The 23,626-nt window shown below is 71.5% G+C and carries 31 protein-coding genes and 3 pseudogenes; 19 read left to right on the top strand and 15 right to left on the bottom strand.

Going from position 1 to position 23,626, the window contains the following annotated elements:
- Positions 1–4: 4 nt before the first annotated feature.
- The 3 genes from BLV05_RS26295 to BLV05_RS26285 are packed head-to-tail and all read left to right on the top strand — an operon-like array spanning position 5 to position 3,763.
- The gene (locus BLV05_RS26295) at positions 5–982 is read left to right on the top strand and encodes a hydroxyacid dehydrogenase (protein WP_197683328.1); all 978 of its coding nucleotides are present in this window, start codon (positions 5–7) and stop codon (positions 980–982) included.
- The gene (locus tag BLV05_RS26290; RefSeq protein WP_046772551.1) at positions 972–2,963 is read left to right on the top strand and encodes a DUF2264 domain-containing protein; all 1,992 of its coding nucleotides are present in this window, start codon (positions 972–974) and stop codon (positions 2,961–2,963) included. The genes BLV05_RS26295 and BLV05_RS26290 overlap by 11 nt, the downstream gene beginning before the upstream one ends.
- On the top strand, positions 2,960–3,763 hold the full coding sequence (locus BLV05_RS26285; RefSeq protein WP_052763126.1) for a DUF6807 family protein: 804 nt from the start codon (positions 2,960–2,962) through the stop codon (positions 3,761–3,763). Before BLV05_RS26290 ends, BLV05_RS26285 begins: the two co-directional genes overlap by 4 nt.
- A gap of 61 nt (positions 3,764–3,824) precedes the next feature.
- On the opposite strand, the gene BLV05_RS26280 is transcribed toward BLV05_RS26285, so the two are convergent.
- Positions 3,825–4,331 (bottom strand): hypothetical protein, encoded by a 507-nt coding sequence (locus BLV05_RS26280; RefSeq protein WP_046772552.1) that lies wholly within the window; start codon positions 4,329–4,331, stop codon positions 3,825–3,827.
- Complete coding sequence (locus BLV05_RS26275) at positions 4,322–4,885, bottom strand: RNA polymerase sigma factor (RefSeq protein WP_046772553.1); 564 nt, start codon at positions 4,883–4,885, stop codon at positions 4,322–4,324. The genes BLV05_RS26280 and BLV05_RS26275 overlap by 10 nt, the downstream gene beginning before the upstream one ends.
- 166 nt (positions 4,886–5,051) lie before the next feature.
- Here BLV05_RS26275 and BLV05_RS26270 point away from each other — a divergent pair, with 166 nt between their 5' ends.
- Genes BLV05_RS26270 through BLV05_RS26250 form a run of 5 tightly spaced genes read left to right on the top strand, consistent with a single transcriptional unit; the run spans position 5,052 to position 7,507 of the window.
- The gene (locus BLV05_RS26270) at positions 5,052–5,513 is read left to right on the top strand and encodes an Asp23/Gls24 family envelope stress response protein (RefSeq protein WP_046772554.1); all 462 of its coding nucleotides are present in this window, start codon (positions 5,052–5,054) and stop codon (positions 5,511–5,513) included.
- Positions 5,510–5,845, top strand: coding sequence for an Asp23/Gls24 family envelope stress response protein (locus tag BLV05_RS26265; RefSeq protein ID WP_046772555.1), 336 nt, complete (start codon positions 5,510–5,512; stop codon positions 5,843–5,845). Before BLV05_RS26270 ends, BLV05_RS26265 begins: the two co-directional genes overlap by 4 nt.
- Complete coding sequence (locus BLV05_RS26260; protein ID WP_046772556.1) at positions 5,842–6,021, top strand: hypothetical protein; 180 nt, start codon at positions 5,842–5,844, stop codon at positions 6,019–6,021. The genes BLV05_RS26265 and BLV05_RS26260 overlap by 4 nt, the downstream gene beginning before the upstream one ends.
- Before the next feature lie 26 nt (positions 6,022–6,047).
- The gene (locus tag BLV05_RS26255; RefSeq protein WP_160312836.1) at positions 6,048–6,935 is read left to right on the top strand and encodes an Asp23/Gls24 family envelope stress response protein; all 888 of its coding nucleotides are present in this window, start codon (positions 6,048–6,050) and stop codon (positions 6,933–6,935) included.
- Positions 6,932–7,507, top strand: coding sequence for an Asp23/Gls24 family envelope stress response protein (locus BLV05_RS26250; protein WP_152691098.1), 576 nt, complete (start codon positions 6,932–6,934; stop codon positions 7,505–7,507). Before BLV05_RS26255 ends, BLV05_RS26250 begins: the two co-directional genes overlap by 4 nt.
- A 36-nt stretch (positions 7,508–7,543) precedes the next feature.
- Here the strand turns inward: BLV05_RS26250 and BLV05_RS26245 are convergent, their stop codons facing one another.
- A complete protein-coding gene (locus BLV05_RS26245) occupies positions 7,544–8,335 on the bottom strand; it encodes a nucleotidyltransferase domain-containing protein (protein ID WP_052763128.1) in 792 nt (263 codons plus the stop codon).
- A gap of 180 nt (positions 8,336–8,515) precedes the next feature.
- On the opposite strand from BLV05_RS26245, the gene BLV05_RS26240 reads away from it, so the two are divergent.
- The 6 genes and pseudogenes from BLV05_RS26240 (at position 8,516) to BLV05_RS26210 (ending at position 13,080) form a co-directional block, all read left to right on the top strand.
- Positions 8,516–9,385 carry a DUF4394 domain-containing protein gene (locus BLV05_RS26240; protein WP_046772558.1) on the top strand — a complete coding sequence of 290 codons (870 nt, stop codon included), beginning with the start codon at positions 8,516–8,518 and terminating at the stop codon, positions 9,383–9,385.
- Between the two features lie 184 nt (positions 9,386–9,569).
- Positions 9,570–9,761, top strand: a pseudogene (locus BLV05_RS38730) (transcriptional regulator); the annotation flags it as partial.
- Positions 9,762–9,831: 70 nt separating this feature from the next.
- Positions 9,832–10,461 carry a hypothetical protein gene (locus BLV05_RS36690; protein ID WP_162489672.1) on the top strand — a complete coding sequence of 210 codons (630 nt, stop codon included), beginning with the start codon at positions 9,832–9,834 and terminating at the stop codon, positions 10,459–10,461.
- A gap of 754 nt (positions 10,462–11,215) precedes the next feature.
- The gene (locus BLV05_RS26220; protein ID WP_083421394.1) at positions 11,216–11,473 is read left to right on the top strand and encodes a hypothetical protein; all 258 of its coding nucleotides are present in this window, start codon (positions 11,216–11,218) and stop codon (positions 11,471–11,473) included.
- A gap of 724 nt (positions 11,474–12,197) precedes the next feature.
- Positions 12,198–12,446: a hypothetical protein gene (locus tag BLV05_RS26215; protein WP_046772563.1), complete on the top strand. Its 249-nt coding sequence runs from the start codon at positions 12,198–12,200 to the stop codon at positions 12,444–12,446.
- A 124-nt stretch (positions 12,447–12,570) separates the two neighbouring features.
- A complete protein-coding gene (locus BLV05_RS26210; RefSeq protein WP_046772564.1) occupies positions 12,571–13,080 on the top strand; it encodes a hypothetical protein in 510 nt (169 codons plus the stop codon).
- Positions 13,081–13,197: 117 nt separating this feature from the next.
- Here the strand turns inward: BLV05_RS26210 and BLV05_RS38270 are convergent, their stop codons facing one another.
- The 3 genes and pseudogenes from BLV05_RS38270 to BLV05_RS26195 all read right to left on the bottom strand — a co-directional run bounded on the left by BLV05_RS38270 (position 13,198) and on the right by BLV05_RS26195 (position 14,804).
- Positions 13,198–13,326: a hypothetical protein gene (locus BLV05_RS38270; RefSeq protein WP_267884925.1), complete on the bottom strand. Its 129-nt coding sequence runs from the start codon at positions 13,324–13,326 to the stop codon at positions 13,198–13,200.
- A 33-nt stretch (positions 13,327–13,359) separates the two neighbouring features.
- Positions 13,360–13,596 (bottom strand): annotated as a pseudogene (locus tag BLV05_RS38725) (hypothetical protein); the annotation flags it as partial.
- 538 nt (positions 13,597–14,134) lie between these two features.
- Positions 14,135–14,804 (bottom strand): annotated as a pseudogene (locus BLV05_RS26195) (recombinase family protein).
- A gap of 229 nt (positions 14,805–15,033) precedes the next feature.
- On the opposite strand from BLV05_RS26195, the gene BLV05_RS36060 reads away from it, so the two are divergent.
- Positions 15,034–15,582, top strand: a complete 549-nt coding sequence (locus tag BLV05_RS36060; protein WP_152691099.1) for a hypothetical protein — start codon at positions 15,034–15,036, stop codon at positions 15,580–15,582.
- Between the two features lie 154 nt (positions 15,583–15,736).
- Entirely contained in the window at positions 15,737–16,147 is a 411-nt protein-coding gene (locus BLV05_RS26180; RefSeq protein ID WP_046772567.1) for a hypothetical protein, read from the top strand.
- 348 nt (positions 16,148–16,495) lie between these two features.
- On the opposite strand, the gene BLV05_RS26175 is transcribed toward BLV05_RS26180, so the two are convergent.
- Together BLV05_RS26175 and BLV05_RS26170 are read right to left on the bottom strand one after the other, a co-directional pair.
- Positions 16,496–16,999 carry a hypothetical protein gene (locus tag BLV05_RS26175; RefSeq protein ID WP_046772568.1) on the bottom strand — a complete coding sequence of 168 codons (504 nt, stop codon included), beginning with the start codon at positions 16,997–16,999 and terminating at the stop codon, positions 16,496–16,498.
- Positions 16,999–17,190, bottom strand: coding sequence for a hypothetical protein (locus BLV05_RS26170; protein ID WP_046772569.1), 192 nt, complete (start codon positions 17,188–17,190; stop codon positions 16,999–17,001). The genes BLV05_RS26175 and BLV05_RS26170 overlap by 1 nt, the downstream gene beginning before the upstream one ends.
- A gap of 80 nt (positions 17,191–17,270) precedes the next feature.
- Between BLV05_RS26170 and BLV05_RS26165 the strand changes: the two genes are divergently transcribed.
- On the top strand, positions 17,271–17,426 hold the full coding sequence (locus BLV05_RS26165) for a type II toxin-antitoxin system prevent-host-death family antitoxin (protein ID WP_082155810.1): 156 nt from the start codon (positions 17,271–17,273) through the stop codon (positions 17,424–17,426).
- 316 nt (positions 17,427–17,742) lie between these two features.
- Positions 17,743–17,901, top strand: a complete 159-nt coding sequence (locus BLV05_RS36685; RefSeq protein ID WP_162489673.1) for a hypothetical protein — start codon at positions 17,743–17,745, stop codon at positions 17,899–17,901.
- A 38-nt stretch (positions 17,902–17,939) separates the two neighbouring features.
- On the opposite strand, the gene BLV05_RS26160 is transcribed toward BLV05_RS36685, so the two are convergent.
- From BLV05_RS26160 to BLV05_RS26140, 5 genes are all read right to left on the bottom strand, one after another.
- Positions 17,940–18,677, bottom strand: a complete 738-nt coding sequence (locus BLV05_RS26160) for a class I SAM-dependent methyltransferase (RefSeq protein WP_052763138.1) — start codon at positions 18,675–18,677, stop codon at positions 17,940–17,942.
- Positions 18,678–18,896: 219 nt separating this feature from the next.
- A complete protein-coding gene (locus BLV05_RS26155; protein WP_083421391.1) occupies positions 18,897–19,403 on the bottom strand; it encodes a hypothetical protein in 507 nt (168 codons plus the stop codon).
- A gap of 114 nt (positions 19,404–19,517) precedes the next feature.
- Positions 19,518–19,838, bottom strand: coding sequence for a hypothetical protein (locus BLV05_RS26150; protein WP_046772571.1), 321 nt, complete (start codon positions 19,836–19,838; stop codon positions 19,518–19,520).
- A complete protein-coding gene (locus BLV05_RS26145; RefSeq protein ID WP_046772572.1) occupies positions 19,835–21,202 on the bottom strand; it encodes a DUF4331 domain-containing protein in 1,368 nt (455 codons plus the stop codon). Before BLV05_RS26145 ends, BLV05_RS26150 begins: the two co-directional genes overlap by 4 nt.
- Before the next feature lie 3 nt (positions 21,203–21,205).
- On the bottom strand, positions 21,206–21,502 hold the full coding sequence (locus tag BLV05_RS26140; RefSeq protein WP_046772573.1) for a twin-arginine translocation signal domain-containing protein: 297 nt from the start codon (positions 21,500–21,502) through the stop codon (positions 21,206–21,208).
- A gap of 258 nt (positions 21,503–21,760) precedes the next feature.
- On the opposite strand from BLV05_RS26140, the gene BLV05_RS26135 reads away from it, so the two are divergent.
- Positions 21,761–22,222 carry an RNA polymerase sigma factor gene (locus BLV05_RS26135; protein ID WP_152691101.1) on the top strand — a complete coding sequence of 154 codons (462 nt, stop codon included), beginning with the start codon at positions 21,761–21,763 and terminating at the stop codon, positions 22,220–22,222.
- On the opposite strand, the gene BLV05_RS26130 is transcribed toward BLV05_RS26135, so the two are convergent.
- Both BLV05_RS26130 and sigK read right to left on the bottom strand, forming a co-directional pair.
- The gene (locus tag BLV05_RS26130; RefSeq protein WP_046772574.1) at positions 22,177–22,926 is read right to left on the bottom strand and encodes an anti-sigma factor; all 750 of its coding nucleotides are present in this window, start codon (positions 22,924–22,926) and stop codon (positions 22,177–22,179) included. The two genes, BLV05_RS26135 and BLV05_RS26130, sit on opposite strands and share 46 nt — an antisense overlap.
- On the bottom strand, positions 22,923–23,456 hold the full coding sequence (gene sigK, locus BLV05_RS26125; RefSeq protein ID WP_197683325.1) for an ECF RNA polymerase sigma factor SigK: 534 nt from the start codon (positions 23,454–23,456) through the stop codon (positions 22,923–22,925). Before sigK ends, BLV05_RS26130 begins: the two co-directional genes overlap by 4 nt.
- Positions 23,457–23,626 lie beyond the last annotated feature (170 nt).

The raw sequence follows: 23,626 nt of genomic DNA, 5'->3' as shown, positions 1-23,626 counted from the left end.
GGCAATGACCGAGACGACAGCGCAGCGGTTGTTCGACGAGCCGGCCCGGAGCGGGCTGGCCCGCCTGACCCGGCTCGACACGGTGCCCGGCGGATTCGAGTCCGCCTCGGCCAGGTCCGCCCTGGCCGAGGCGGAGATCCTGGTCACGGCGTGGGGGAGTCCGCAGTTGGACGCGACGTTGCTGGCGGCGGCGCCCCGGCTGCGGGCGCTGTTCCACGCGGGCGGCACTGTGCGGCGACTGGTCACGGACGCCTCCTGGGACCGCGGCATCGTCGTCGTGTCGGCGGCCGCCGCCAACGCCGTCCCGGTCGCGGAGTTCACCCTCGCGGCGGTGCTGTACGCCGGCAAACGGATCCCGCTCTACGCCCGAAAGCTGCACGCCAGCCGCGGCGGCAGCTGGGCCTCGCGCTCCGGCGACCCAGCGGTGTCGAACTACCGGCGGGTGGTCGGGCTTGTCGGCCTGTCCCGCATCGGCCGGCGCGTGGCCGACCTGCTGCGCCCGTTCGACCTCGACGTGCTGGCGGCGGACCCGTACGCGACGCCGGAGCTGGCGATGTCGCTCGGCGTGACGCTGACCGACCTCGACGACCTGGTGAGGCGCAGCGACGTCGTCTCGCTGCACGCGCCGTCGTTGCCGTCGACCCGGCACCTGATCGACGCCCGGCGGCTGTCGGTCATGCGCGACGGCGCCACGCTGATCAACACCGCCCGCGGTGCCCTCGTCGACACGGATGCCCTGACGAAGGAGCTGGTCGCCGGGCGGCTGCACGCCGTGCTCGACGTCACCGACCCGGAGCCGCTGCCCGCGGACTCGCCCCTGTACGACCTGCCGAACGTGCAGCTCACCCCGCACCTCGCCGGCTCGACCGGTACCGAGCTGTTCCGCATGGGCGGGCTCGTGGTCGCCGAGATCGCCCGCTACCTCGACGGCGCGCCGTTGCGGCATCAGGTGCGGCGTGCGGACATGGACCATGTGGCCTGACCGCGGGCCGGCGCGCGCCGGCGGCACACCGAGGGAGGGCTGGCTGGCCGCGGCCGACCGGTTGCTGGCGGCGCCACGACGCCACGCGACGCCGCACCACGCGCTGATCCACCTGCCCGGCCCGGCGAGCGTGTCCGGGCACTGGAGCGACGGGCTGGAGGGGTTCGCCCGCACGTTCCTGCTGGCCGCGTTCCGGCTGGCGGGCTCGCAGGGCGCCGACCCCGACTGCCTGGCCGGCTGGTACGCGCGTGGGATCACGGCCGGTGTCGACCCGGCGTCACCCGAACGGTGGCCGCGGCTGTCCGAGCGCCGCCAGGCCAGGGTCGAGGCGGCGTCCGTGGCGATCGGACTGCACGAGACGCGGGAGTGGATCTGGGACCGCCTGACGGACCGGACGCGTGAGCAGGTCGTCACCTGGCTGGCGGAGATCGTCGGGACGAGCGACTATGCCAACAACTGGATCTGGTTCCAGAACGTCGTCGAGGCGTTCCTGCGCAGCGTGGGCGGTCCGTGGGAACCGGCCGACCTCGAGCGCAACCTGGCCGCGCACGACGGCTGGTACGCCGGCGACGGCTGGTTCACCGACGGCGGCACGCGGAACTTCGACTACTACGGCGGCTGGGCCATGCACTTCTACCCGGTCTGGTACGCCCGCATCTGCGGCGACCACGCCGACCCGGACTTCGTCGCCACCACCAGGGACCGGCTCGAGCGATACCTGCTGGACGCCCAGTATCTCGTGGCCGCCGACGGCGCACCGGTGTTCCAGGGCAGGTCGCTGACGTATCGGTTCGCCGTGCTGGCACCGTTCTGGGCGGCGGCCGCGGCGGGCGCGGCCGAGCCGGAACCCGGACTGACCCGCCGGGTCGCCGACCGCGTGCTCGCGTACTTCTCCGGCCACGGTGCGCCGGATGAACGCGGCCTGCTCCCGGTCGGCTGGCACGGCGCCTTCGCTCGGGTCCGGCAGAACTACAGCGGCGCAGGGTCGCCGTACTGGGCCTCGAAGGGCTTCGCCGGGCTCGTCCTGCCGCCGGACCATCCCGCGTGGACCGGGCCGGACGGCGCGCTCCCGGTCGAGCGGGCCGATGTCGAGCGGGTCGTAGGACCGCCCGGCTGGGTGGTCTCCGCCACCAGAGCGGACGGCATCGTCCGCGTCCTGAACCACGGCACGGACCACGCGGCCGGGGCGAGCGGCGTCGTCGACTCCCCGTTCTACGCGCGCCACGGTTACTCGTCGCACGCCGCACCCGACCTCTCCCAGGGCCGGCTCCAACGGCCGCTGGACTCGCATGTCGCGCTGCTCGACGCCGCCGGGAACCCGTCGCACCGGACGCCGCTGCGGCGGGTCGCACTCGACGTCGACGGGCTCGGGCTGGCGTCGTGCAGCCGGGCCCACTGGCTCGATCTCTCCGGCGACGGCGGCGCCGCCGGCGAGGCGCAGAGCGTACGCGTGGGCCCCTGGCTGACCACGGCGTCACTGGTCCGGGGCGGCGTCGAGGTCCGCCTCGCCCGCGTCGACCCGGTACCGGACGGCTTCGGCCGGCCCGGCACGGCCGCCTCGGACGACCCCGACGGCCACCGTCCCATCGACCGCGGGCCGTGGCGGCTGCACGTCGGCGGCTGGACGATCGCCAGCGACGCGGCCTCACCGGCCAGCGCCGTCGACGGGAGCCGGGCCCAGGTGCGAACGGCCGACGACCTCACCAGCGTCGTCATAGGCGTAGCGGCGCTGGACGAGGCCGGGTCGGACGAATCGGACGGAGCCAACCCCATGGGACGCTGGTCGGCCGTCCCCTGGGCACGGACCTCCGCATCCGTCGAGCCGGCAGTCGTTCATGCCGCGGTCGTCGTCCTCAGCGGTGCGTACGCGGGCGACGCGGCCCGCACCTCCGTCACGATCTCAGGCGAACAGGCCGTGGTGACCTGGGCCGACGGCGCGACGACCACGGCTCACCTGCGCGCACCCGAGGATCGAGGGTGATCGACGTCGTCGTCGGCCATGACGGCACGGCCCGGATCGTCGCAGGCGATCGCGTGCTGGGCGTGCGGCGGTCCGGCGAGGAGATGCCGCCGCACCACGCGCCGCGGCCGAGCTGGCATCCACTCCGGACCGTGGACGGCGCGACATTCACCGAGGACGGGCCGGCCGACCATCCATGGCATCACGGCCTCTCGATCGCGGTGGCCAACGTCGCCGTCGACGGACACAGAGACGCGGCGACCAGCTGGGGCGGCCCGACCTTTCAGGACGGCGCATATCGCGATCTCGCGAACGCCGCCCGCCAGCGCACCCGCGCGATGTCCGCGACGGGCCGGGTGCTGACCGAGGAAATCGACTGGATCGGCCGCGACGGCCGCCTGCTGCTGACGGAAACACGAGAATCTCGGGTGGCGAAGACCAGTGACGGCTGGAGCCTCACCATCGCGCCGCGATGGCGCGCACATCGCGACCTCGGGTTCGGCAGTCCGACCACCGCAGGGCGCCCCGATGCAGGCTACGGCGGGCTGTTCCTCCGCGGCTCGGACGCACTGCTGGGAGCCGGCGTCGTTCTGGACGGCATCGACACCCCGGCCGACGAGGCAATGGGAACGACGGCGTACCAGTGCGCGCTGGTCCGTGCGGCCACGTCGATCACGATGAACGCCGACCGGCCGACACCATGGTTCCTCCGGACCGATCCAGTCGTCATGCTCTGCGCCGCACCGTTCTTCCACGAAACGATGGAGCTCGCCGCCGGCTCCCAAACCTCGTGGAGCTGGGGCGTGGAGATCCGTTCGTGAGTTGCGTGCCTGGTCGGCCGATCGAATCGGCTGGTGTCGACGGCGAGTGCTTCGGCCGTCGTCAGCGCAGGCCGGGTGGCGGTTCGATGCCGGTCACCTCGATGGTCAGGTGCGGCGGGGAGAGGGGCTCGGCCGAGCCGAGCACCGCACGCAGTGCCTCCATCGCGGTGGCGCGCACTCGCGCCGCGATGGGGTGGATGGGTTCCGGGTAGCGCACGGTGATGCCGAGCGTGACCGCGCGGAGCCGATCGTCGTCGAGGTCCAGGCGGACGCTGGTGAGCTCGGCGTCGTCGAGGTCGTCAACGGCGGCCCGCAGGTAGGCGGTGAGCACCTGGTCGCTGACGTGGAACGGGCCGGTCGCCGCGCGTCCGCGGACCGGGCGGGAGCGCCGCGTGGCGGTGAGCACGTGGTCGAGGATCCGCTGCGACGCGCCCGCCCAGGACTGGTCGGTATACGACCGCAGCGCGGCCGCGGCGTCGTCGAGGACCGTCAGGTCCGGCTCGGTGCGCGAGTCGCCGGCCTCGGCCTGGTGGTCCGGGGTGCGCCGCGGGTCGGGGGTCATCGCCATGCTGCCAGCCTCTCCGCCAACGTGTGCCGAGCTCGGTGCAGCAACCCGCGGACGACGTCGCGGGAGGTGCGCATGACGTGGGCGATCTCCTCGTAGCTCAGGCCGTCGACCTCGCGGAGGATCCAGGCGATCCGCTGGTTCGGCGGCAGTGCGGCCAATGCTCGGTCGACCGCGTCGATCAGCGCGCCGCCGACGACGTTGGTGGCGGGGTCGGCGGTGGCCGGTGCGGACGTGTCAATGGGCTCCTGCGGCTCGGGACGGTTCTTGCGGCGGATGTTGTGCGCCTTGTTCAGGGTCAGCCGGAACAGCCACGTACGCAAGGCGGAGTCGCCGCGGAAGCCGCTCAGATGCTGCCAGGCGGCGACGAAGGCGTCCTGGACGGCGTCCTCGGCGTCGCCGTCGTCGAGCAAAACCCGGCGCGCGAAGCGGAACATCGCCGGGCCGTGGCGTTCGACGACGACGACGAAGGCCCGGCGGTCCCCGAGCGCGGCACGGCGGGCCAGCACGTCGTCGTCCTCGTCGACGACGGCCGGGCCGAGCCGGCTCCGGAACATCCCTCCAGTCTCATCCACCGAACCACGGGTAGGCGCCGGGCAGCACTCACCGTCCTGTGACGGTCGTCACATCAACCTCGGCGTGCCATCCGCGGGGCCGGCAGTGTCGAACACCTGTCGACCGAGGACACCGGAGTCTTGGCGGCATACCGAAGGAGACGATGACATGGCGGACAATCCAGGGGCGTCGACGACGCGGCGCGGGTCCGATGAGGCTGCGGCGGCGAAGGACGGCCCGCTGGTGAGTGACCAGGGCCGCACCACCATCGCCGAGGGAGTCGTCTCGAAGATCGCCGGCATCGCGGCGCGCGAGGTGGCCGGGGTCTACAACCTTGGTGGCGGCACTGCCCGCGCGGTCGGGGCGCTGCGCGAGCGGATCCCCGGCTCGCGCACGAACCTCCAGCAGGGCGTGGCGGTCGAGGTCGGCGAGCGGCAGGCGGCCGTGGATATCGACATCATGGCCGAGTACGGCGTGTCGATCGTCGACCTCTCGATCGGCATCCGGCGCAACGTCATCGCGGCGGTGGAGCGGATGTCCGGTCTCGAGGTGACCGAGGTGAACATCAACGTCAACGACGTCCACCTCGAAGGAGAGGAAGAGGCCGCGCCGGAGAGCCGGGTCGAATGACCGCGCCGGACCGGCCCGGCGGCGAGGATCGGGCGCTCGCCGATGACGTCGCGGCCGCGGTGCTCGGCGTTCCGGGCGTCGCCGGCCTGCACGCCGGCCTGTTCGGCGAGGTCGCCACCTACCTGCCGGGACGCCGGGTGCGCGGCGTGCGCGTGGGACCGGAGGACGACGCCGTCGCGGTCCACGTCGTCGTCGAGTGGGACGCGCCGGTGCCGGCGACGGTCGACGCGATCCGGACCGCCGTCGCGGGCCTGGTGGCCGGCACGGTGCACGTCACGGTCGAGGACGTGGCCGCGCCCGGCGAGGCCGCAACCACGAGGAGGAACTCATGAACGCGACGGGGATCGGTCTGGTCGCGGGGCTGCTGCTGGCGCTGGCCGCCACTACCGGCGGGCTGGGCGGTTTCCTGCTGGCCATCGTGCTGGGCCTCGCCGGGCTGGCCGTCGCCGGCCACCTGTCCGGCGAACTCGATGTCCGCGCCCTGTGGCGCGGCCGGGAGCGTGACTGACGATGCCGGTCGCCGCAGAACCGGACGTGACCGCACCTCCCGATCCCGGCGACCGGGGACGGCTGACGATCCATGACCGGGTCGTCGCGCGCATCGCCGAGCAGGCGGCGGTCGAGGCCGGCGGCTGGCGCGAGCGCGGTGGACTGGTGCCCGGCTTCGGCGGCCGTCCGTTGCCTCGGGCGTCGGCGCGGGTCGTGGGCCGGCACGTGCGTCTGGACCTCGTCGTCGGCTCGCGACTGGATGCCTCTCTGCCCGAGGCGGCGGCCGAGATCCGGACCGCCGTGCACAGCCGGGTGGGGGAGCTGACCGGGCTGACCGTCGACGACGTCGATATCCGGGTGTCCCGGTTCGCCGACACCACGCCGTCGACGGGCGCCGATGTCCTGCCCGCCGCGGCGCGGCCGGCCGCACCGGGCGTGGCCCGCAAGGCCGGCCTGCTGCTCGCGTTGCTGCTGCTGGGGGTCGCCGGTGTCGCGATCCACGCTGCGTTGGCCGGTCTCGACCTTGTCGGCGGGCAGTCCCTGGTGGACCGGGCCGTGCGCTGGGTCGACGGGTTGCGCCCACAGGATTGGATGCTGCCGGCTGGTGTGGCGCTGATGGTGGTGGGCGTCCTGCTGGTCGCCGCCGCCGTGTGGCGGCGACCGCGCCGCTCCCTCGAGCTGGTGTCGTCGACCGGCGTCTACGCTTCTCGCCGCGCGATCGAGGCCGTCGCCGTCGACGCGGCCGGACGGCATCCGGATGTGGTCACGGCGCGGGCGCGGGCCCGGCGCGGCCACGTTGTCGTGCGCATCGGCACCGACGGCGACCCCGGGATCGACGCGGACGTCGCCCCGGACATCGGCGCCCGGCTCGAGCGGTTGGCAGGCTCGCCCGACATCCGCGTCCCGGTGTCCCGTGCCGGAGGTGAGCGATGAGCAGGGCCAGTGCCGCAGCCGAACGGGTCGTGGTGTTCCTGGCCGGTGTCGCCGTGATCGTGCTCGGCGCGGCCGCGGTGGCGTGGCAGCAGGACCGCCTGCCCGGCGCTGCCGATGCGATCGCCGTCCCGGACCTCGTGGCCTGGACCGATGAGGCGTGGTGGCCGTGGACCGTCGGCGCGGCCGGGATCGCCCTGGCGCTCGTCGCGCTGCTCTGGATGTCCGCGCATGCGCACCGCAGGACCGTCGGCCGCCTCCGGCTGTCCGGCTCGGGCCGCGACGGCCGGCTCGTTGCCGATGTCGCCGCCCTGTCCGACGCCGTCGGCGCGCCGTTCGCGGCCGTGCCGGGTGCCGCGGTCCGTCAGACCCGGCTGCATCGCGAGCAGGGCGAGACGGTGCTCGACCTGCGGGTGGCTGTCGACCCGGCGACCGATCTGGACGCCGTCGTCACCGCGGCCGAGTTGGCCGCCGCGGTCGCCAGGCGGCAGCTCGGCGACGACACCGACGTCCGGTTCCGTACCGTCGTCGTGGCCGGGCGGCGCCGCGGCCGGCCAGCCGCACGCGTCATCTGAACACTCGCACCACAAGTCGTCCCGTGGGCGCACTCCTTACCCGAGTTCCAGGTCGAGCTCGGTGCGCAGATGGCGGCGCGCGGCGGTCTCGAGGTCTTCAGGCCACTCGAGCCCGCACCGGTCGTGCAGTTCCCGGGCGAGCGGCAGGAACACTCCGGCGCAGGCGACGTGACCAGCGAGCGCGGAGGCGCGAGTCGCTTCGATCGCCGGCAACTCGGTGAGTACCCGCAGGCGTTCAGGAGGCAGTAGCCCAGCGAGGCGCAGCGCGCCGCCGCGGTCCTCGACGGCGACGTCTTCGAGCATCAACTGGATCAGCAGCTGTCGCAGCAGTCCGGTGCCGGATGCGGCCACCACGTACTCGTCCCTTCCGAGCACGACGGGCAGCAGGCCGAGCACGCGCAGGAACTCGGTGGTGAGGCCCGCCACTCGGCAGGGGTCGGGCTGGAGCGGCTCGCCCGCGGGCTGGAGCTTCTCGGTGAGACCGGCGCGGTCGAAGAGCGGCTCGAGCGTGGAGCTGCTGCGGGTCGCGACCTCTTCCGGAGTGCCGATCGACACGTCGAAACGCAGCCACTCAGGGGTGACCGAGTTGAACACCGGCCCGCCACGTACCTGTTGACGCAGCACGGTGGGCGATATCCGGTCGGACAGCTTCGGCCAATCCTCGACGAAACCCTGCAGGTCGTCGGCCGAGACCACGAGCCACACGTCGACGTCGCTGTAGCGATCGGCCGTGCCCCGCCCTCGGCTGCCGCTCAGCCAGGCCGCCAGCACGCGCGGCTCGTCGTGCAGCACCTCGCCGATCCTGCCGATGAGAACGTCCGGGTCCATCGGCACCTCCGTTCCGCGCGCGCGTTCCGCACACTCTAGGGGTGCTCGTGAACCTCTTCGCGTCGTAGGCAGCACGCATGCACTCCTCGTCGCGCGCAGGTCGAAACCGCGCGATGAACGCTGGCGCGTTCCCGGACGTAACACCAGACGTCGCACCCTTGAGAGCGGAAGGAACTCGTGATGAGAAGAATCGGAATGGTGGTCGCCGCCGTGCTGGCTGCCGGTGTGCTGGCCGCGCCGACGGCGTCCGCGGCGCCGGCGTCTGCATCGACGCACAACGACCGCAGTGACCTGTTGGTACTCGGCTCGAACGGCGTGCTGAGCCGGCACAACGGAAACGTGCCGCTGCTCGTCGAGCATCGGGTGCGGATCACCGGTCTCGCGCACAAGGACCGGCTGGTCGGTATGGACGTACGGCCGGCCAACGGCGCGGTGTACGTCATCGGCGCGTCCGGTCAGCTGTACACGGTGGACGCCAGGTCGGGGAAGGCCACGAAGGTCGGCGCGCCGGCCGCGCTTGCCGGGACGGCCGTCGGCCTGGACTTCAACCCGACGGTCGACCGGATCCGACTCGTCACGGACACGGGCCAGAACCTGCGGCTCCACCCTGACACGGGCGCGGTGGCGGCGGTCGACGGCATGCTCGCCTACGCCACTGGCGGCGGCAAGCCCGAGGTCGCCGCGTCCGGCTACACGAACAGCGTCGCAGGGGCCACCTCCACGGCGCTGTACGGCGTGGACTCCCGCACGGACACGCTCGTGTTGCAGGGCAGCGTCCCCGGCGCGACGCCGGTGGTGTCGCCGAACACCGGACAGCTGTTCCCGGTCGGCCGCCTCGGCCTGAACGTGGTGGCGGCCAACGGGTTCGACATCGACGGCGCGGCCCCGATCGGCGAGTACAAGCCGAACGACTACCGCGCCGTGGCCGCCGTGCGGACCGGCCTGCTCCTCGGTCTGTCGCTGCTGGTCGACGTCGACCTGCGCACCGGTCGCGCGAAGGTGCTGGCGCCGCTGCTCACCTCGCCCGTCGGCGTCGCCTTCACTGGCTGACCGGGCCTGGGTGGGGTGATCCGCACGGCGGCTCACCCCACCCGGTCAGCTCGCACGGCCGCGGAGAACTACGCACCTGCCGAGACCTGTCGCCGCCGCAACCCCTGGGATCTCCACCGGCGTTCTCTGCCCCAACTCGTCCCGTCGCAGCGTGGGGTGCGCGACCAGGCCCGGCCGGACGGGCGCAGTCGTGTTGCGGCGGGTGCATGAGATCCTGCGCCCCGGCGGCGTGTTCGTGATGATGGACACCAAGGCGGCCTGCAACCTGGAGGACAACGTCGGCAACCGGTTCGCGCCTCTCCTGTACTCCGTCAGCACGCTGCACTGCATGACGGTCTCGCTGGCGCGCGGCGGTGCCGGGCTGGGCACGGTCTGGCGACCCGGTGCATCACACGGACGGGTGCGCATTCGATCCGAAGACGCCTGGGTGCTGGCTGATGGCCGAGATGCCCGACGCCGGCGACGTCCGGCACCCGCATCCGCTGAACCCGGCCGGCCGGCGGACCAACGGGCCGGTGTGGGTGACCACGCCGACCCTGGCCTATGCGATGCAGCTCGGGTACGAGCCGGCGATCGTCGAGGCGTACACGTGGCCGCAGCACAGTACGGATCTTGGACCCGTACTACGACCGGCAGCGGAAGGCCCGCGCCGAGCTGAACACGCCCGACCCGACGACCAGGCTGTGCAGAACCAGCTCAAAGAGATCGCCAACAAGACGTTCGGTTGGATGGGTTCGCCGCTGCTGGCTGGCCGGCCCGGCTTCGCTCCGGAGCGCCGGCACCATGTCATGGCGAACGCTGACGCCAACCTGTTGCGGATGATCGTCAAGATCGGCACCGCGACGGACCGCTGGCCGCTCGCCGTGATCGACGACACGATCGTCTATGCGTTCGAGACGGCCGACTTCGCCGCGGCCTGGCCGGGCGACCGGGGCAAGTGGGGCCGTGGGTTCGGGCAGTTCAAGCCGGAAGGCGCGGCGCTGATGAGCGATCACGTCCGCTACTTCACCGGCGCCGGCTACGAGGGCAAGGGACACCTGATCGACCCCGCGGATTGGGAGGCGAGCCGTGGCTGAGGACGTCTTTGACGAGGACGAGATGCCGGCCCGGAAGGTCGACCGTGGCGCGGTGTTCGCGGCGCTCACCGGACGCCGGGGTGACGTGTCCGGGGTGGTGAGAGTGTGCGGGGCATGTTGGCTGCGGTCGCGGGCACGTCGCGCCGGACGGGGGGAGGTCGACACGCGCGCTGCTGCCGTGGCGCTCGGGGTCAGCCAGCGCACCGTGCAACGGTGGTTGCGGTCCGAACGTGAGACTGGCCGCGCCGGCATCCGCTCGGAGAACCTGACCCGCACCCAGAAGGCATCTCGGCAGGCCGCCACGACCCGTCAGGGCCGCCGGCGAGCGTTGCAGGACGCCCGCACCCGCCGGAACCGTCAGCGGCCCGTCACGGTCCGAGTGAAGGGCGACCAGGGGCCGCGAAACAGCGGGAAGGGCTACGTGCGGAACCGGACCACGGGTGCCGAGCTGGACCCGGAGCAGCACGACGCGATGTTGGACGCCTACGAGGCCGGCGGCGACCGTGGCGTGGCCGAGTACACCTTGAAACGGTGTGGGGTGAGGACTACCTCGACGACTGGCGGTTCACCAGCATCGATGAACTGTGGGTGGAGTGATGACCGAGCACGAGAGCGAGCCGCCGCGGGCGCTGGTGATGGTGCCCGTGCCTGACCTGTTCCCGGCTCCGTGGTTCGTCCCCACCGACCAGCCGGCGTGCGCCGCAGTGATCGAGATCCCCGCTGAACAGACCCGCGACGGCGTCGCTCGCCGGTCGTGTGCGACAAGCCGGCCGGTCACGAGAACGACCCCGCCGACGCCAAGCACCGCCGGGTGACGGACAACGATGAAGGCCGCGCGATCGAGTGGCCGAGCCGCCTTGCCGACGCCGGCGACGTCATCACGCGCGCGGCCGAGCGGACCGAGCACTCCACCGGCTCGGCTCGGGAAGCGTTGGAGCCTGCCCGGGCCGAGCGCGAGCGAGAGAACGGCCGATTAGCTCAGGCGCGCGGGTCGGTCCCGGGCGGCCACTGATGATCGGGTTGGCTAGCCGGCGATCTTGGCACGGTCCGGTGCTGGTTGGCGGTGTCGATTCATGGACAGCTGGCGTGTGCCTGGCGGTCACGGAGTGGGGTGCCTAATCGTCAGTCGAGTCGAGGACCGCGTCGATCCCCTGCGGTCAGGCGCTGCCGGTGAGGTCGTCGGAGCGGCCGGCGGCGAGGCGGGACCACTGTGCGATGGGGCGTCCGTTTCCGCGGGTGATCCCGTTGTATCGGGTTCGTGGTTCGGCCGGTTCCTTGACCCCCCAGCCCTGTCCGCCCTTGGTACAACGCCACCCTCACCCTCACCCTCACCCCCGGCGGCACCACCGCGGCCACCTTCGACGACGAGAACCCGCCCTTCGGCGGCCTCTGGTCCGCGGACAACCCGGCCGGCGACGCGCACCCGGAGATGCTGCGCGCCGAACACGAACGCCTCTACGTCGGCGCCCTCGACCAGCTGCCCGCCTGGCACCCCGCCCACACCCGGCCGTGGGGCGTGAGCATCTACTGGCTCGACATGCTGAGCCAGTGCGCCGACGACGCCGCACCGGATGGCTGGCGGCACCTGGTCCTCGACGTCGAGGCCGCCTACCCCACCGTGCGGGTCCGGCTGCGCGACATCGCCGGCGAGAACCCCGACACCGACTACGCCGCCGCGTACGAGGCCGACGCCGAGTCGATCAAGATCACCAACGAGGCCCGGGTTCAACGAGCACGTGTACGCGCCCGTGCCGGGCACCTGGTACAGCGCCCGGTTCGTGATGGACCAGCCCGACAACCCCGACCGGATCCTCGTCGACGAACTCGACTTCACCACCCGCCCGTTCACCAAGGTCCCCCGGGCCGGCGACGACCCGGACAGCGACGAGCACCGCGACCTGCTGCTGCACGACCAGTGGCGCCACCCACGCGAGCGCCACGAACTGCCCGCCTGGCACCCATCGCTCGCCGACGCCGGCGCTTGACGTCTACATGTCAAGGCCCGCTGCACCGCCGCTGCCCTGGCGCTGCACCACCGCTGCCCTGACGGACCACTCCTGTACATGAACATGTACGGAAATCTGTACATGTTCGTGTACAGTCTTTGGTATGGCCGTTCCCGAGATCTACACCGTGTCCGACGCCCGCAAGAACCTCCCGGCCCTGATCGCCTCCGTCGCCCACGGGCGCATGCCGATGATCGGAGCGCACCGCAGGCCCGCGGTCGCGCTCGTCGATCCCACGACGCTGGACGTGCTGCCGCTCCTGCTGGGCGCTCACGCCGAACAGACGGCGCTGTTCCTGATCGAAGAGCAGGGGCTCGACGACGAAGACCGCGCCGCACTCCTGCACCCGGGAGACCCGGCCGGAAAGGTGCTCGCGTGGCTCTGGCGCACCGGCCAGCACGACACGATGACGCTCTACGTCGCCGACATCGTCTCCTACATGCGAGTGAAGCACGCACGAGACGGGCGCCCGCGGCTGCGCCTCGCCGACCTGCTCACCGGCATTCCACTCGCCCTGCCCCACGACCTCCCCGACGACGAGGCCGAGCAGCTGGTCCGCGTGCTGCGCGAGAGAGTGCCGGGCCTCTTCGGCCAGGACGTCGACGCGGCCTGATCTGACCCCGCCCGGCGGGGCGGCGGCCATTGTCGCCGCTCGCGCCGGCGAAGTGGTAGTCTTGTTCTCGCAGATCCCCCCACACACGTGGATAAGGGGGTCTAGCTGTTTGTTGGGCTAGATCTTCTGCGGTTCGCGTGCCCGGTCCCGTTCGGCCAGGTAGGTCGAGTACCACTCCCAGGCGAACTCGTTTCCGTGGTAGGGGTCGACGCGAACGTTCGCGCTCCAGGCCACGAGATCAGCCATCTGGACGAGTTGGGAGCCCCTGGAGTCCAGGTGGATGGCGTCTTCGATCACTCGCCGCTCGGCGAGTCTGAGGCTTCGATGCGTGGATCGGTAAGAGCTGTCGCTGCCGTCGCCGTCCATGAACACCATCGCCAGCGACCCGGCGGCCGCCAACTCGCGCTCGAGGCGTTCGACCAGCGCGGCCTGGTGCGGGCCAGGTCGCGCGGGTCGCCCTTGCGCCACACGGCGCCGACGGTCAGGCCCTCCGTGCTGCGCAGCGTGTCCAGGCATTCCACCGCGACCGCCCGGCCGAAGTCCTTCCAGTAGGGCACGCCGGCGCGTACGAAGCGGTCGGGGATCGACGTCGAGATCCGGCCGCGCCCGTTCACGTACTCCGTCGCGTGCAGTTCTTGGGTGACGGGGATGGAGTACTCACGCCAGAGCTTCTTGCGGGTGTCCAGCCAGGACTTGAGCACGCCGGCCCAGCGATCGGGCGCGCACTCGATCCAGCCGTAGACGACCATCCCCGACTGCGGGTGCCCGGAGTCATCCACATAGATCAGCCGGTCGAGGGTCGCTGCCACGCCGACCACCCTAGAGGCGCCGGCCGGGTGCTTCGTGCGGTGCCGCACCGAGGGGAGCCGGCGGCCGTTCCTGCCATCGTCGGTCGACCTTCACGCCCGAGATGGTCACGATGCGCAGCGCGTCGAGGCTCCAGCTCGCGCATCGCGGCGCGCGCCGATGCAGCGTCGATGTCCTGCAGCGTGCACGCCGCCATCACGTACGCCCTCGTCGGGCCGGATCGACTCGTCGACGTAGGCGAGCCAGCTCAGCCCTTCGCCGGGCCGATCGCGCGGGCGCGTTCGTGGGCGGTGGCGCGCAGCTCCTGCAGGTCGGGGATGTGGTTGTACAGGGTCCCGACGCTGACGCCGAGCAGTTTGGCGATCGAGGTGATGCTGTGGTCGGGGGTTGGGGAGCAGGTCGCGAGCCGCGCGCAGCAGGTCCGCGTCGACGACCTTGGGTCGTCCGCCGACGCGGCCGCGGGCGCGCGCGGCGGCCAGGCCCTCGCGGGTGCCGTCGACGATGAGTTCGCGGATGAACTCGCTCAACGCGGCGAAGACGTGGAACACCAGCCTCCCACCCGGCGTGGTGGTGTCCAGGTTCTCGTACAGGCTGCGGAAGCCGACGTCGCGGCCGCGCAGCTCGCCCACCATGGTGATGAGGTCGACGAGCGAGCGGCCGTAGCGGTCCAGGCTCGGCACCACCAGAGTGTCGCCGGGATCGATGAAGGCGTGGCACGCCTTGAGCTCCGGCCGGAGTGCGTTCTTGCCGCTCTTCTCGTCGGCGAAGATCCGCCGGCACCCGGCGGAGGTGAGGGCGTCGATCTGCCGGTCGAGGCTCTGTGCGCCGGTGGAGATCCGCGCGTAGCCGATCAAGATGTCGGACAGCCGCGCCGGCGCCGGCGCGAGGATGTCGTCGGGCCCCAGGACCAGCGTCATGCCCGCGATCCTTTCAACAAACGGTGGTGGATGGTTGTTGACGCGCCGGGGTTGTTGAAGCTCATTCGCCCTGCTCGCGTCCGGCCGCTGTTGATCTTCATCAAGCGATCGTTTCTTGACGCCGCGCTTCTGCCGAGGCGCGATCGCGACGTGACCTTAGAATGGGGATGTGTCGCGAGGCGGACCTGCTTCGAGTGAACAGCGGCGGCCGCCCTGGGCTTACCCGCCGGTGGCGGCGCGCAGCATCTTGGTCCTGGGCGACCAGGTGATAGCGACGTCGCCCACCGCTGCCGTCTCCATCCTGCAGGTCCGGGCGTTCAGCCAGGGCTGCCTCATGTCCGTATCGGCCATCGCCCGTCGCAGTGACCGAGTCGCCTGGTACCCGCGGAACTGGTTCCGCACCGGTAATTCCGCTAGCGGGACGCTGGCCCCGGACGACTTACTGCGCTTCACTGTCAGCCTGACCGACGGCCGGCAAGCCTCCTCGCTGGACCCCTGGCGCCGCCCGGCCGACACACCCGACCCCGATTTGTCGCTGACGACCTACGGAACCCGCGTGCGGTCGTCGACCGCCGACCCCTACGGTGCACCCAGCGACCCCGCCGGAGCCGACACCGTCGTCGCCGAGATCACCACAGAGCTTTGGCTGTGGCCACGACCGGACACCGCGGGACTCACGCTCACGGTGTCGTGGCCAGCGTTCGGCATCACCGCGGTGCCGGCCCCGATCGACGCCCGCCACATCCACGACACCGCTACCGCCGCCGGCATCTGGTGATCGCGGCAGAGCCGTAAGAAGACACCCGGTACTAGCCGGTTGACAGCACGGAAATCTGCTAGTACATCACTATGTATCGCGATTGCCCCCGAGACAGCTGACTCGTCCCCACCCTTCGCTCCCCACCCCGGGGCGGTGGAAGTCGAGGTATGTCGTGAAACACGTCCTTACAAAACTCACGCTGGCCACAGTGGTCGGCGCCGTCGTAGTCGTCGCCGCCGCACCCGCCCCCGCGAGCGCCACGCGAGAGGTCTTCTGCGACGGCTCCAGCTCAATCGTCCACATCTACTACCAGGGCGGCTTGCTCTGCCGAGGGTTCGACTTCACCGATGGTGATCCGCTCAACCTGGTTCTCAACCCCATCGACAATCCGGACTCGCTGGCGGCCGGGTTCAACGAGGGAGTTCTTCGGTACGGCCCACCCAGCAGCCCGAACTACTACCCCTTCGATCTCTACGAACTGGCCGACCTCAGCTGGATGCCATCCATCACCGCCGTCACGGTCTCAGTGATCGCAGACGAACAAGGAAACCCAACGCCAGTGTTGGAAGGGGCACAGCCCTAACGGCGCCACTGACCAATCCTTGACGCACAGTGAGGTCCCAGCCCACCACAGCTGTGGTGGGCTGGGACCTCACGCGCAAGCTCTGGGCGCGTCGTCGAGGGCGGTCACGGTGACAACGCCGCCGTAGGACACCTGCACCGCCAGAAACCGTGCCGACGCGCTGCGCACCGCCGCCCGCGGCCACTTCGAGTACGCTCACCGATTGCGTCACCATCACGGCCAGTGCTGCGGCAGCGATCTTCTGCGCGGCGTCGACGAACTGCTCAACCTCTGCCGGGTCGACTGGCCAGCTGGAGTCAGCGGCGAACCCGGCCAGCTCGGCGGCGAGCTCGTACGCGCGCTCGATCGTCATCGGCTCGACTCTTCGCCGCCTGGGCCGTCCAGCGGCGTGACCACCGCGCCGACGATGCGGTTCTGAGCGTCCTTCGCGTGGCCGGCGCACATCGGTCCGCCGCCGCCCTCGGTGTCGCGGACGTCGAAGGCGACCGGTTCGCTGCACGGCAGGCCCAGTCGGTCATACCCCCACGACCGGCCGCAGTCCAGGACGGTGCACCAGCAGCGGCCGCCACTCGCTCGCAGCGTGTTGCCGTGCACCGGGCAGACGCCCCAGTCCGCGCCGCAGGTCGGCCGGCCCCGGACCCGGGCCAGGTCGCCGGCCGTCGCGACAAGCTCGTGCGCGATCCGGGCCGCGGTGCCGGCGGCGTCATCCAGCCGGAACCCCGCGAGCCGAGTGGACTCGTCCGGGTCGGCGCGGAACCGGTCACGGACGCCGGCGATCTCGGCCGCGAGGGCTTCGGCCTGGCCGACCAGACGCCGCAGCTTCGCCGGCGTCGCCGCTCGGTCGGTGCTCATCATCCCCACCTCTCGTTGGCCGCCCGCCGGGTGATCCCGACCGCGGCGCCGATGCGCTCCCAGGTGGCCCCAGCCGCCCTGGCGGCCGCGACTGCCTCGTTCAGCCGGCCGTTCGCGGCTACCACGTCATCGGCCGCCTGCTCGACCTCACTCACGGCGACCGCCGGCGCGACGTGGACCCGCCACTCCACGTAGACGGCGTCGTCGACGCGCTCCGGCGGATGCGGGTACTTGCCGTCGACGTGGACCCGGCGGGTAGGCCAGTCCGCGGCTGGGCGACATCGTGTCGCGCGCCGAGATCGGCGGCCAGGTCGCGGTCATCACGCGCAACGGCCGGCCGGCGGCCGCGGTGGTGCCATTGCCGCTGCTGCCGCCGGAGATCCGCGAGCAGATTGGAGGTGACGACGACGCCAGCTCGCCGCCGTAGAGCGAGCAAGGACAAGGCGCCCTGACCGGTGCGGCAAACACCGGCCAGGGCAGTTGGACAAAACCCCTGGAGAGGCGATGTCCACGTACAACGCTACCGGTGCGCCTTCTGGCGCCGACACCAGCAACGACAACTTGCCGGCCATCAGGCCGGTCACCATCACAGCGGACCCGGTCGAGGTCCGCACCCGCCGGCCGCGCCTGCGCACCGTCACCAGCGGAACCCCGATCGTCGGCGGCGTCACCCCGGCGCCGGCCGGGCAGTCCACGCTCGACCTCTTCGTGCGCCGGCTCGTGGGGCGAGCAGACCGCGCCCCATGCGCGCCGACGCCGGATTCACCGCTGTCGAGATGCGCGACGTTCCCGATGACCCGCTCGACTCGGTCTACTGGCGCATCGCGCAGCGGCCTGAGCCGCCGCAGGACATCCCCGTCCTTGAGAGTGAGGGCATCGCTGCGACGCCGGGGCAAGTATGAGTCGACCATTCTCTGGCGCCGGGCCGGTGGAGTCGAGGTCAGCTGATCGGAGCCCTTCGACGGAGGGCGTACTGGGCGAAGATGCCGTCGTCGGTGTAGGTGGCGTCCTCGATGGTGAAGCCGGCCCGCAGCATCATCGGTTCCAGCAGCCAGGTGAAGGTCGAGTGCTCGTCGCGGACGTGTTCCTCCAGGTCCGCCCGGTTCCACCGGTCCGCGTCGCCGGTACTGGCGTCGGCGCTGGCGCACCAGGCCTCCAGCCGCTCACCGGCGTCGGCCGGGTCGAAGCTGTAGACGACGTCCCACAGGCGGAGCACGCCGCCGGGCCGCAGCATGGAGGCGAGCCGAGACAGCGCGACCGCCTTCCAGAAGTCCGGCAGGTGGTGCAGCGCGTACCGCGAATAGACGAGGTCCGCGGGCGGGCCGTCGTGCTCGTAGGTGAGGAACCCGGCCTGCACGACCAGGACGTTCGACAGCCGGGCGTGAGCGAGGTTGGACCGGAGCGCGGCGAGCATCGCCGGTGACACGTCCACGGCGATCACGCGGGTGCAGGCGGGAGCCACGGCGAGGGTGAACTGGCCGGTTCCCGGACCGAACTCGACGACGACGGAGTCGCGGGTCAGGCCGAGCCGCCGGCACAGCCGGACCTCCTCGGCGGCGCCGGCGTCCTCCTTTGCGTCGTAGCGGGCGCCGTGGTCGCGGTCGAGGTTCTCGCGACCCGCGCTCGCGACCTCGTCCAGCAGCCACCCGGGCCGCCCGGCGTCACCGTCAGCCGTCATGACGTTCATTCTGCCTGCGAGCGAGCGCGGATACCTCCGTCAGTGGCGAAGGGCGTGGTGCGCCGGTGTGATCGGCCCAGGGGCCGATCTGGTCGAGTCGCCACGGCGACGGCGGGTTGGCCGGGTGGCGAGATCGAACCGAGAACAGGGGCGGGTCCCGGCGATCATGGAGACCGGGACCCGCACCCTTCGTCCGCCGGACGCGGACGTTCGGGTGGGTCAGAGGTGCAGGTCGAGCAGGACGTTCAGTCCGCCGTCGATGTCCAGGTCGACATCGAGCGAGGAGTCCGAGCCGTCGGTATCGAGGTCCAGATCGACGTCGACGTCGATGTCGGCGCCGAGGCTGACGAACAGGAAGAGGTCGAGCAGGTCGTCCAGTTCCAGCTCGAGCACGACGATGAGGTAGGCCTCGATGTCGGCTTCCAGGTCGCCCTCGAGCTCGGACTCCAGGTCGTCCTCGAGGTCGACGTCGATGTCGCCGTCCAGTTCGATGTCGATGAGGATGTCGCCGTCGATCTCGACGTCGACCAGGGCTTCGAGGTCGACGCCGCCCTCGGCGAGGCGGTCCTCGACGACGGTGCTCAGTCCGGCTTCGAGCTCGGCCTCGACGTCCGCCCTGGAATCGGTCGCCGGGGCGGCGCTGGCCATCGCGGGCGCGCCGAGGAGCAGCGCTCCCGCCGCGCCGGCCGCGACGACGCCGGTGCCGAGCTTGTGAAGGTTCCGCATGGACTTCTCCCATCGATTTCGACTACCTATCGGTCCTGGCCGGCTGAGTTCTTCCGGCCAAGTGCTGCGCGGGTCCGGATCTGCGCCGGGTCCCGCTCTTCTCGCGCGGCCGCGTCAGACCGCGATGTCAGACCACCGCGCCTCGGTGACCCGTCCGCCGTCGATGTCCACGGCGGTGGTCGGTCGTCCGTCGGGTTGCCAGAGGACGTAGCTGCCGGCGCGCAGTGCCGGGTAGACCGCGGCGGTCACGTGGCGGTCGCCGATCGTGCGCTGGTGCACTGCGACGTGCGTGCCGTCTCGGTCGTGGCCGACGCGGGTGATCTCGATCTCGGCGCCGGTCAGGCCAGGTCCGGTGTAGAGGACGAGGGCCCCGACGTCTCCGCCGACGTCGAGCACGACGGGACCCTCGCCGGCGTGGTGGTGGTTGTAACTCATGCGGCCGGGACGGCGAACCCGTCGTGCGGGGTGCGCAGGTAGGGGAACGTGTCCTCGTTGCCCGGCGGGGTGGTGCCGTCGGTGATGGCCGCCGCGGCGCCGTCGGGGGTGAACTCCGGGTCGATCAGCGGGTACGTCACCCCGGCGACTGCGCGCAGTTCGATCGTGACGACGTCGTCGAAGACCCGGCGCCCGTTCGGGAATCCGGCGAGGTCGCCGCCCACCACACCGAGCGGGTTCGGGTCCGCGGATGGCGGGATCGCGGTGTTCAGCCGGAGCATGTCCGCAGGGGTGGCGCCGGTGAAGTTCTGGAAGCCCGGCACGACACCTTCGGGCAGCCCGGTGAGCAGGATCGCTTCGAGATCAGCGCGGTCGGCAGCCTCGTTGAGCTCGGCCAGCCGCGGGAAGACGCCCGGGTAGAGGACGGGCAGCAGCTTGGCGACCTCGGGGCGCCGGACATACGAGACGTAGTCTTCGTCGTCCTCGGGCTCGGCGGCGTTCCACTCGTCCTTGCGGGCCATCGGGACGATGACCTCGTTGAACAACGGGTTACCCAGGCGGGAGACCTGCACGAAACTGCCCGCGCCGCGGTAGGAGCCCTCGTCCTTGTCGAAGATCCGGGCGCGCTGCCGGCTCGCCGTCGTCCACACACCGATGACCGCGGCCGCGTCCTCGGCGTTGCGCGGACGCTTGCCGCCGCGCGTGAGGTCGGTGATCGGCACCTGGATCGCGATGGTGTGGACGTTCGAGTGGGCCAGCGTGTTGACGCCGTCAGCGTCGGCCATCGGGATGAGATGGGCCGACTGGAACGGCCGCAGCGTGGCGAGATCGAAGATCGAGCCGAGGTCGACGAAGAACCCGTCGGCGCGCTGCCCGGCGAACACCTTGCCGCCGCCCGGAAGATCGTGGACGGCTGCGTCGGCCAGGCTCGAGTAGTCCGGCGTCGAGCGCGGGCCGATGTTGCACGGCGGGCAGGGCAGATCCTCGGCCAGCACCTTGCCGCGCCGGCCGCCCTCGCTCCGGGTCACGGTGTAGAACTGGCGCCGGTTGAACTCCGGCGCGTCCAGCGAGGCGATCGGGCCGGTGTTGTAGAGGAAGGTCTCCTCGTTCGCGACCTCGGTGCGGAAGCGGAACGCGTAGGTGACGTCGGCCCCGGCGCGGCCGCCGTTGGAGATGTGGATCTCGTACCGAACGTCGTCACCGAACTCGTAGAAGTTCGGCCCGGCGGCCGGGCTCTGCGCCGGCAGGTAGTTGGCGATCAGGGTGACCGTGTCGGGCCGGTCCGGGCTGACGAACGCGTAGAGGTCGGTGGAGTCGGCCACCGGGTCCTTGGAGATCTCGGGTGCTTCGCGGTGCGACGACACGGGTCACCCCACCTGCTCACGGGCGGCGCGCGCCAGGGCCCGAGCCAGGACTCGGTCGTGGACGACGCTCTCGCGGTCGTCGACCATGAGCGTGACCTCGTCGCGAGCCGGGTCGCTGACATACGCGACGACCTTTGTGTCGGCCGGGGCCAGGTCATCACCCCTCGTGGCCGGCGCCGCGGCCTTGGCCGGTTCGGAGTGGGCGGCGGCCGGACCGGCCACGAGGATGGCACCGGCGCCAACGGCGACAGTGCCCGCGCCGGCTGCCACCAGGAAGCGCCGGCGAGACTGCTCGGACATCAACGATCCTCTCTGACGATGTGCCGGCCGCACCACCTCGATGATCGGCGCGGCGACGTTAACCTCTCGTATGACGATTCGGAGTGCTGTCGGTCGCGGATTGGTCGAGGCTGCGGGTCGATGTGAATTCCTGGTTCTGCTGCCTGTCATTTCGCTGGATAGAGGACAAAGCTCCGCTACGCGAATGGGGCGCCCGCATCATGGCCGAGATCGAGGATGTGCCTGCCTGCCCGCGAAGCGCGTGTCATCATCGGCGGGATGGAATCGACGAATCGGGCGGCCGGACTGCTTGCCCGTGCCGCGGACGGTGACGTTGCGGCGTTCGGCGAGTTCTACGATCTGTGCGCTCCCGCCGTCTACGGGCTGTGCCTCGACGTGGTCGGCGACGCCTCCGTCGCACAGGGCGTGGTCCAGGAGGTGTTCGTCGAGCTGTGGGAGCGATGCGGTGAGACGGTGGCGTCGGGGCGGCCGCCGCTGACGGCGGCCACGGAGATCGCGCGTACCCGCGCGGTTTCCCAGCTGGTTCCGGCCGACGCGGCCATGGCGCCGGAGCAGGCATACCGGCACGGGCGCACGTATCGCGAGATCGCCGGCCTGCTCGGCGTCGCCCCCGAGTCCGTGCCGGCCATGCTCGAGCACGCCCTGTCCCACGTCGCCGGTGAGTCCGGTCCAGCTCACGACGGCAGATCGGCCACCATGAGTGGTTCGCCGCTCGGCTGAGCCGATCCGCCGCTGGGCTCGAGCGTGACGGTCACCTGGCGGGCGGCTCCGATGCCGGTGGCGACGACCGGCTCCGACTCGGCACCGGGTCGCAGGAGGCCGGCCGACACCGTCCGGTCGGAGCCGCTCAGCCAGACCTGATAGTCCCTGCCCTCCGGCGCCGGGGGCAGCCCGGAGCCGAGCACCACGACCGCGTCGGCCGTCCGCGATGCGATCACGACGGCATCGCCGCCGGCGAGCGTGCTCCGCTCGGCGTCGGCGGACGTGACGATCCGCTCCACGAGCGCGAGGCCGGCCTGTTCGCGGTCGAGGTCGTCCTGGGCGTCGCTGACCCCCACCGTCAGTACCGCCAGGACGGCGGCGAGGGCTGCGACCAGCATGGTTGCCGCCCAGCCCGCCCGTCTCGACCGCCGTGACCTGGACCGTCGGGACCGCCGCGACGTCGCCGTTTCGTCGGCGGGCGGCGGCGGGAGCGGCCGCACCTCGGTGATCTCGCGCAGGACCCGTGCCTTGAGGTCCGGCGGCGGCGTCACCGCCACCGTCGACCCGAGCCGCGCGACAGCCTCGCGCAGGTCCGCCACCTCGTCGCGGCACGCTGCGCACGCTCTCAGGTGCGTCTCGAACGACGGGATCTCGTCGGGCGGGAGTGCATGCAGCACGTATGGCGCCGCGAGCGTGTGAATGCCGGGCGCGGGCGGTCTCATCGATCCTCCATGCAGGCCCGCAGCCGCAGCAACCCGTCGCGGAGCCGGGTCTTGACGGTGCCCAGTGGGGTGTCGAGGATGCGGGCCACCTCGCGGTAGGTGAAGCCGCCGTAGAAGGCCAGTCGCACCGACTCCTGCTGCACCGGTGTGAGCCGGCCCAGACAGAGGTGCAGCTGATCCACCTCCAGTCGAGCTTCCGCAGTCTCCACGACGTGGTCGTGGGCGCGTCGTTCGTCCAGTTCGGCGTCGCGCAGGTCCCGCTGGGTGGCCGACTGCTCCTGCCGCACGCGGTCGACGGCGCGCCGGTGCGCGATCATCATCACCCAGCTGAGGGCGCTGCCCCGGTCGGCGCGGAATCGGCTCGACGACCGCCACACCTCGAGCATGACGTCGTGGGTGATCTCCTCGGCGTGCGCGTGATTACGAATGACTTGGTGCGCGACCCCATAGATCGTCGGGGCCGTGCGTTCGTAGAGCTCCTCGAATGCTGCCTCGTCGCCGGCCGCCGACCGGTTCAACAACCCGCTCAACGCGTCGTCCGCCAGCCGAGAGGCACCACCCGCCGGGGCTGAGCGGAACTTCGTCATGGCCGTGGTTCGAAGTCACCCGGCCGCCGGATTGGTGTGCGCACGTATTGCGAATCAGATCCAGAACGTCCGCCATCGGGCAACGCGTCCTGAGAAGTTTCCGGGCGCGGCCA

The organism is Jiangella alkaliphila (assembly GCF_900105925.1).
Taxonomy (GTDB): Bacteria; Actinomycetota; Actinomycetes; order Jiangellales; family Jiangellaceae; genus Jiangella; species Jiangella alkaliphila.
Note: the sequence above shows the minus strand (reverse complement) of the source record. Positions and strands in the feature narration are given on the sequence as shown.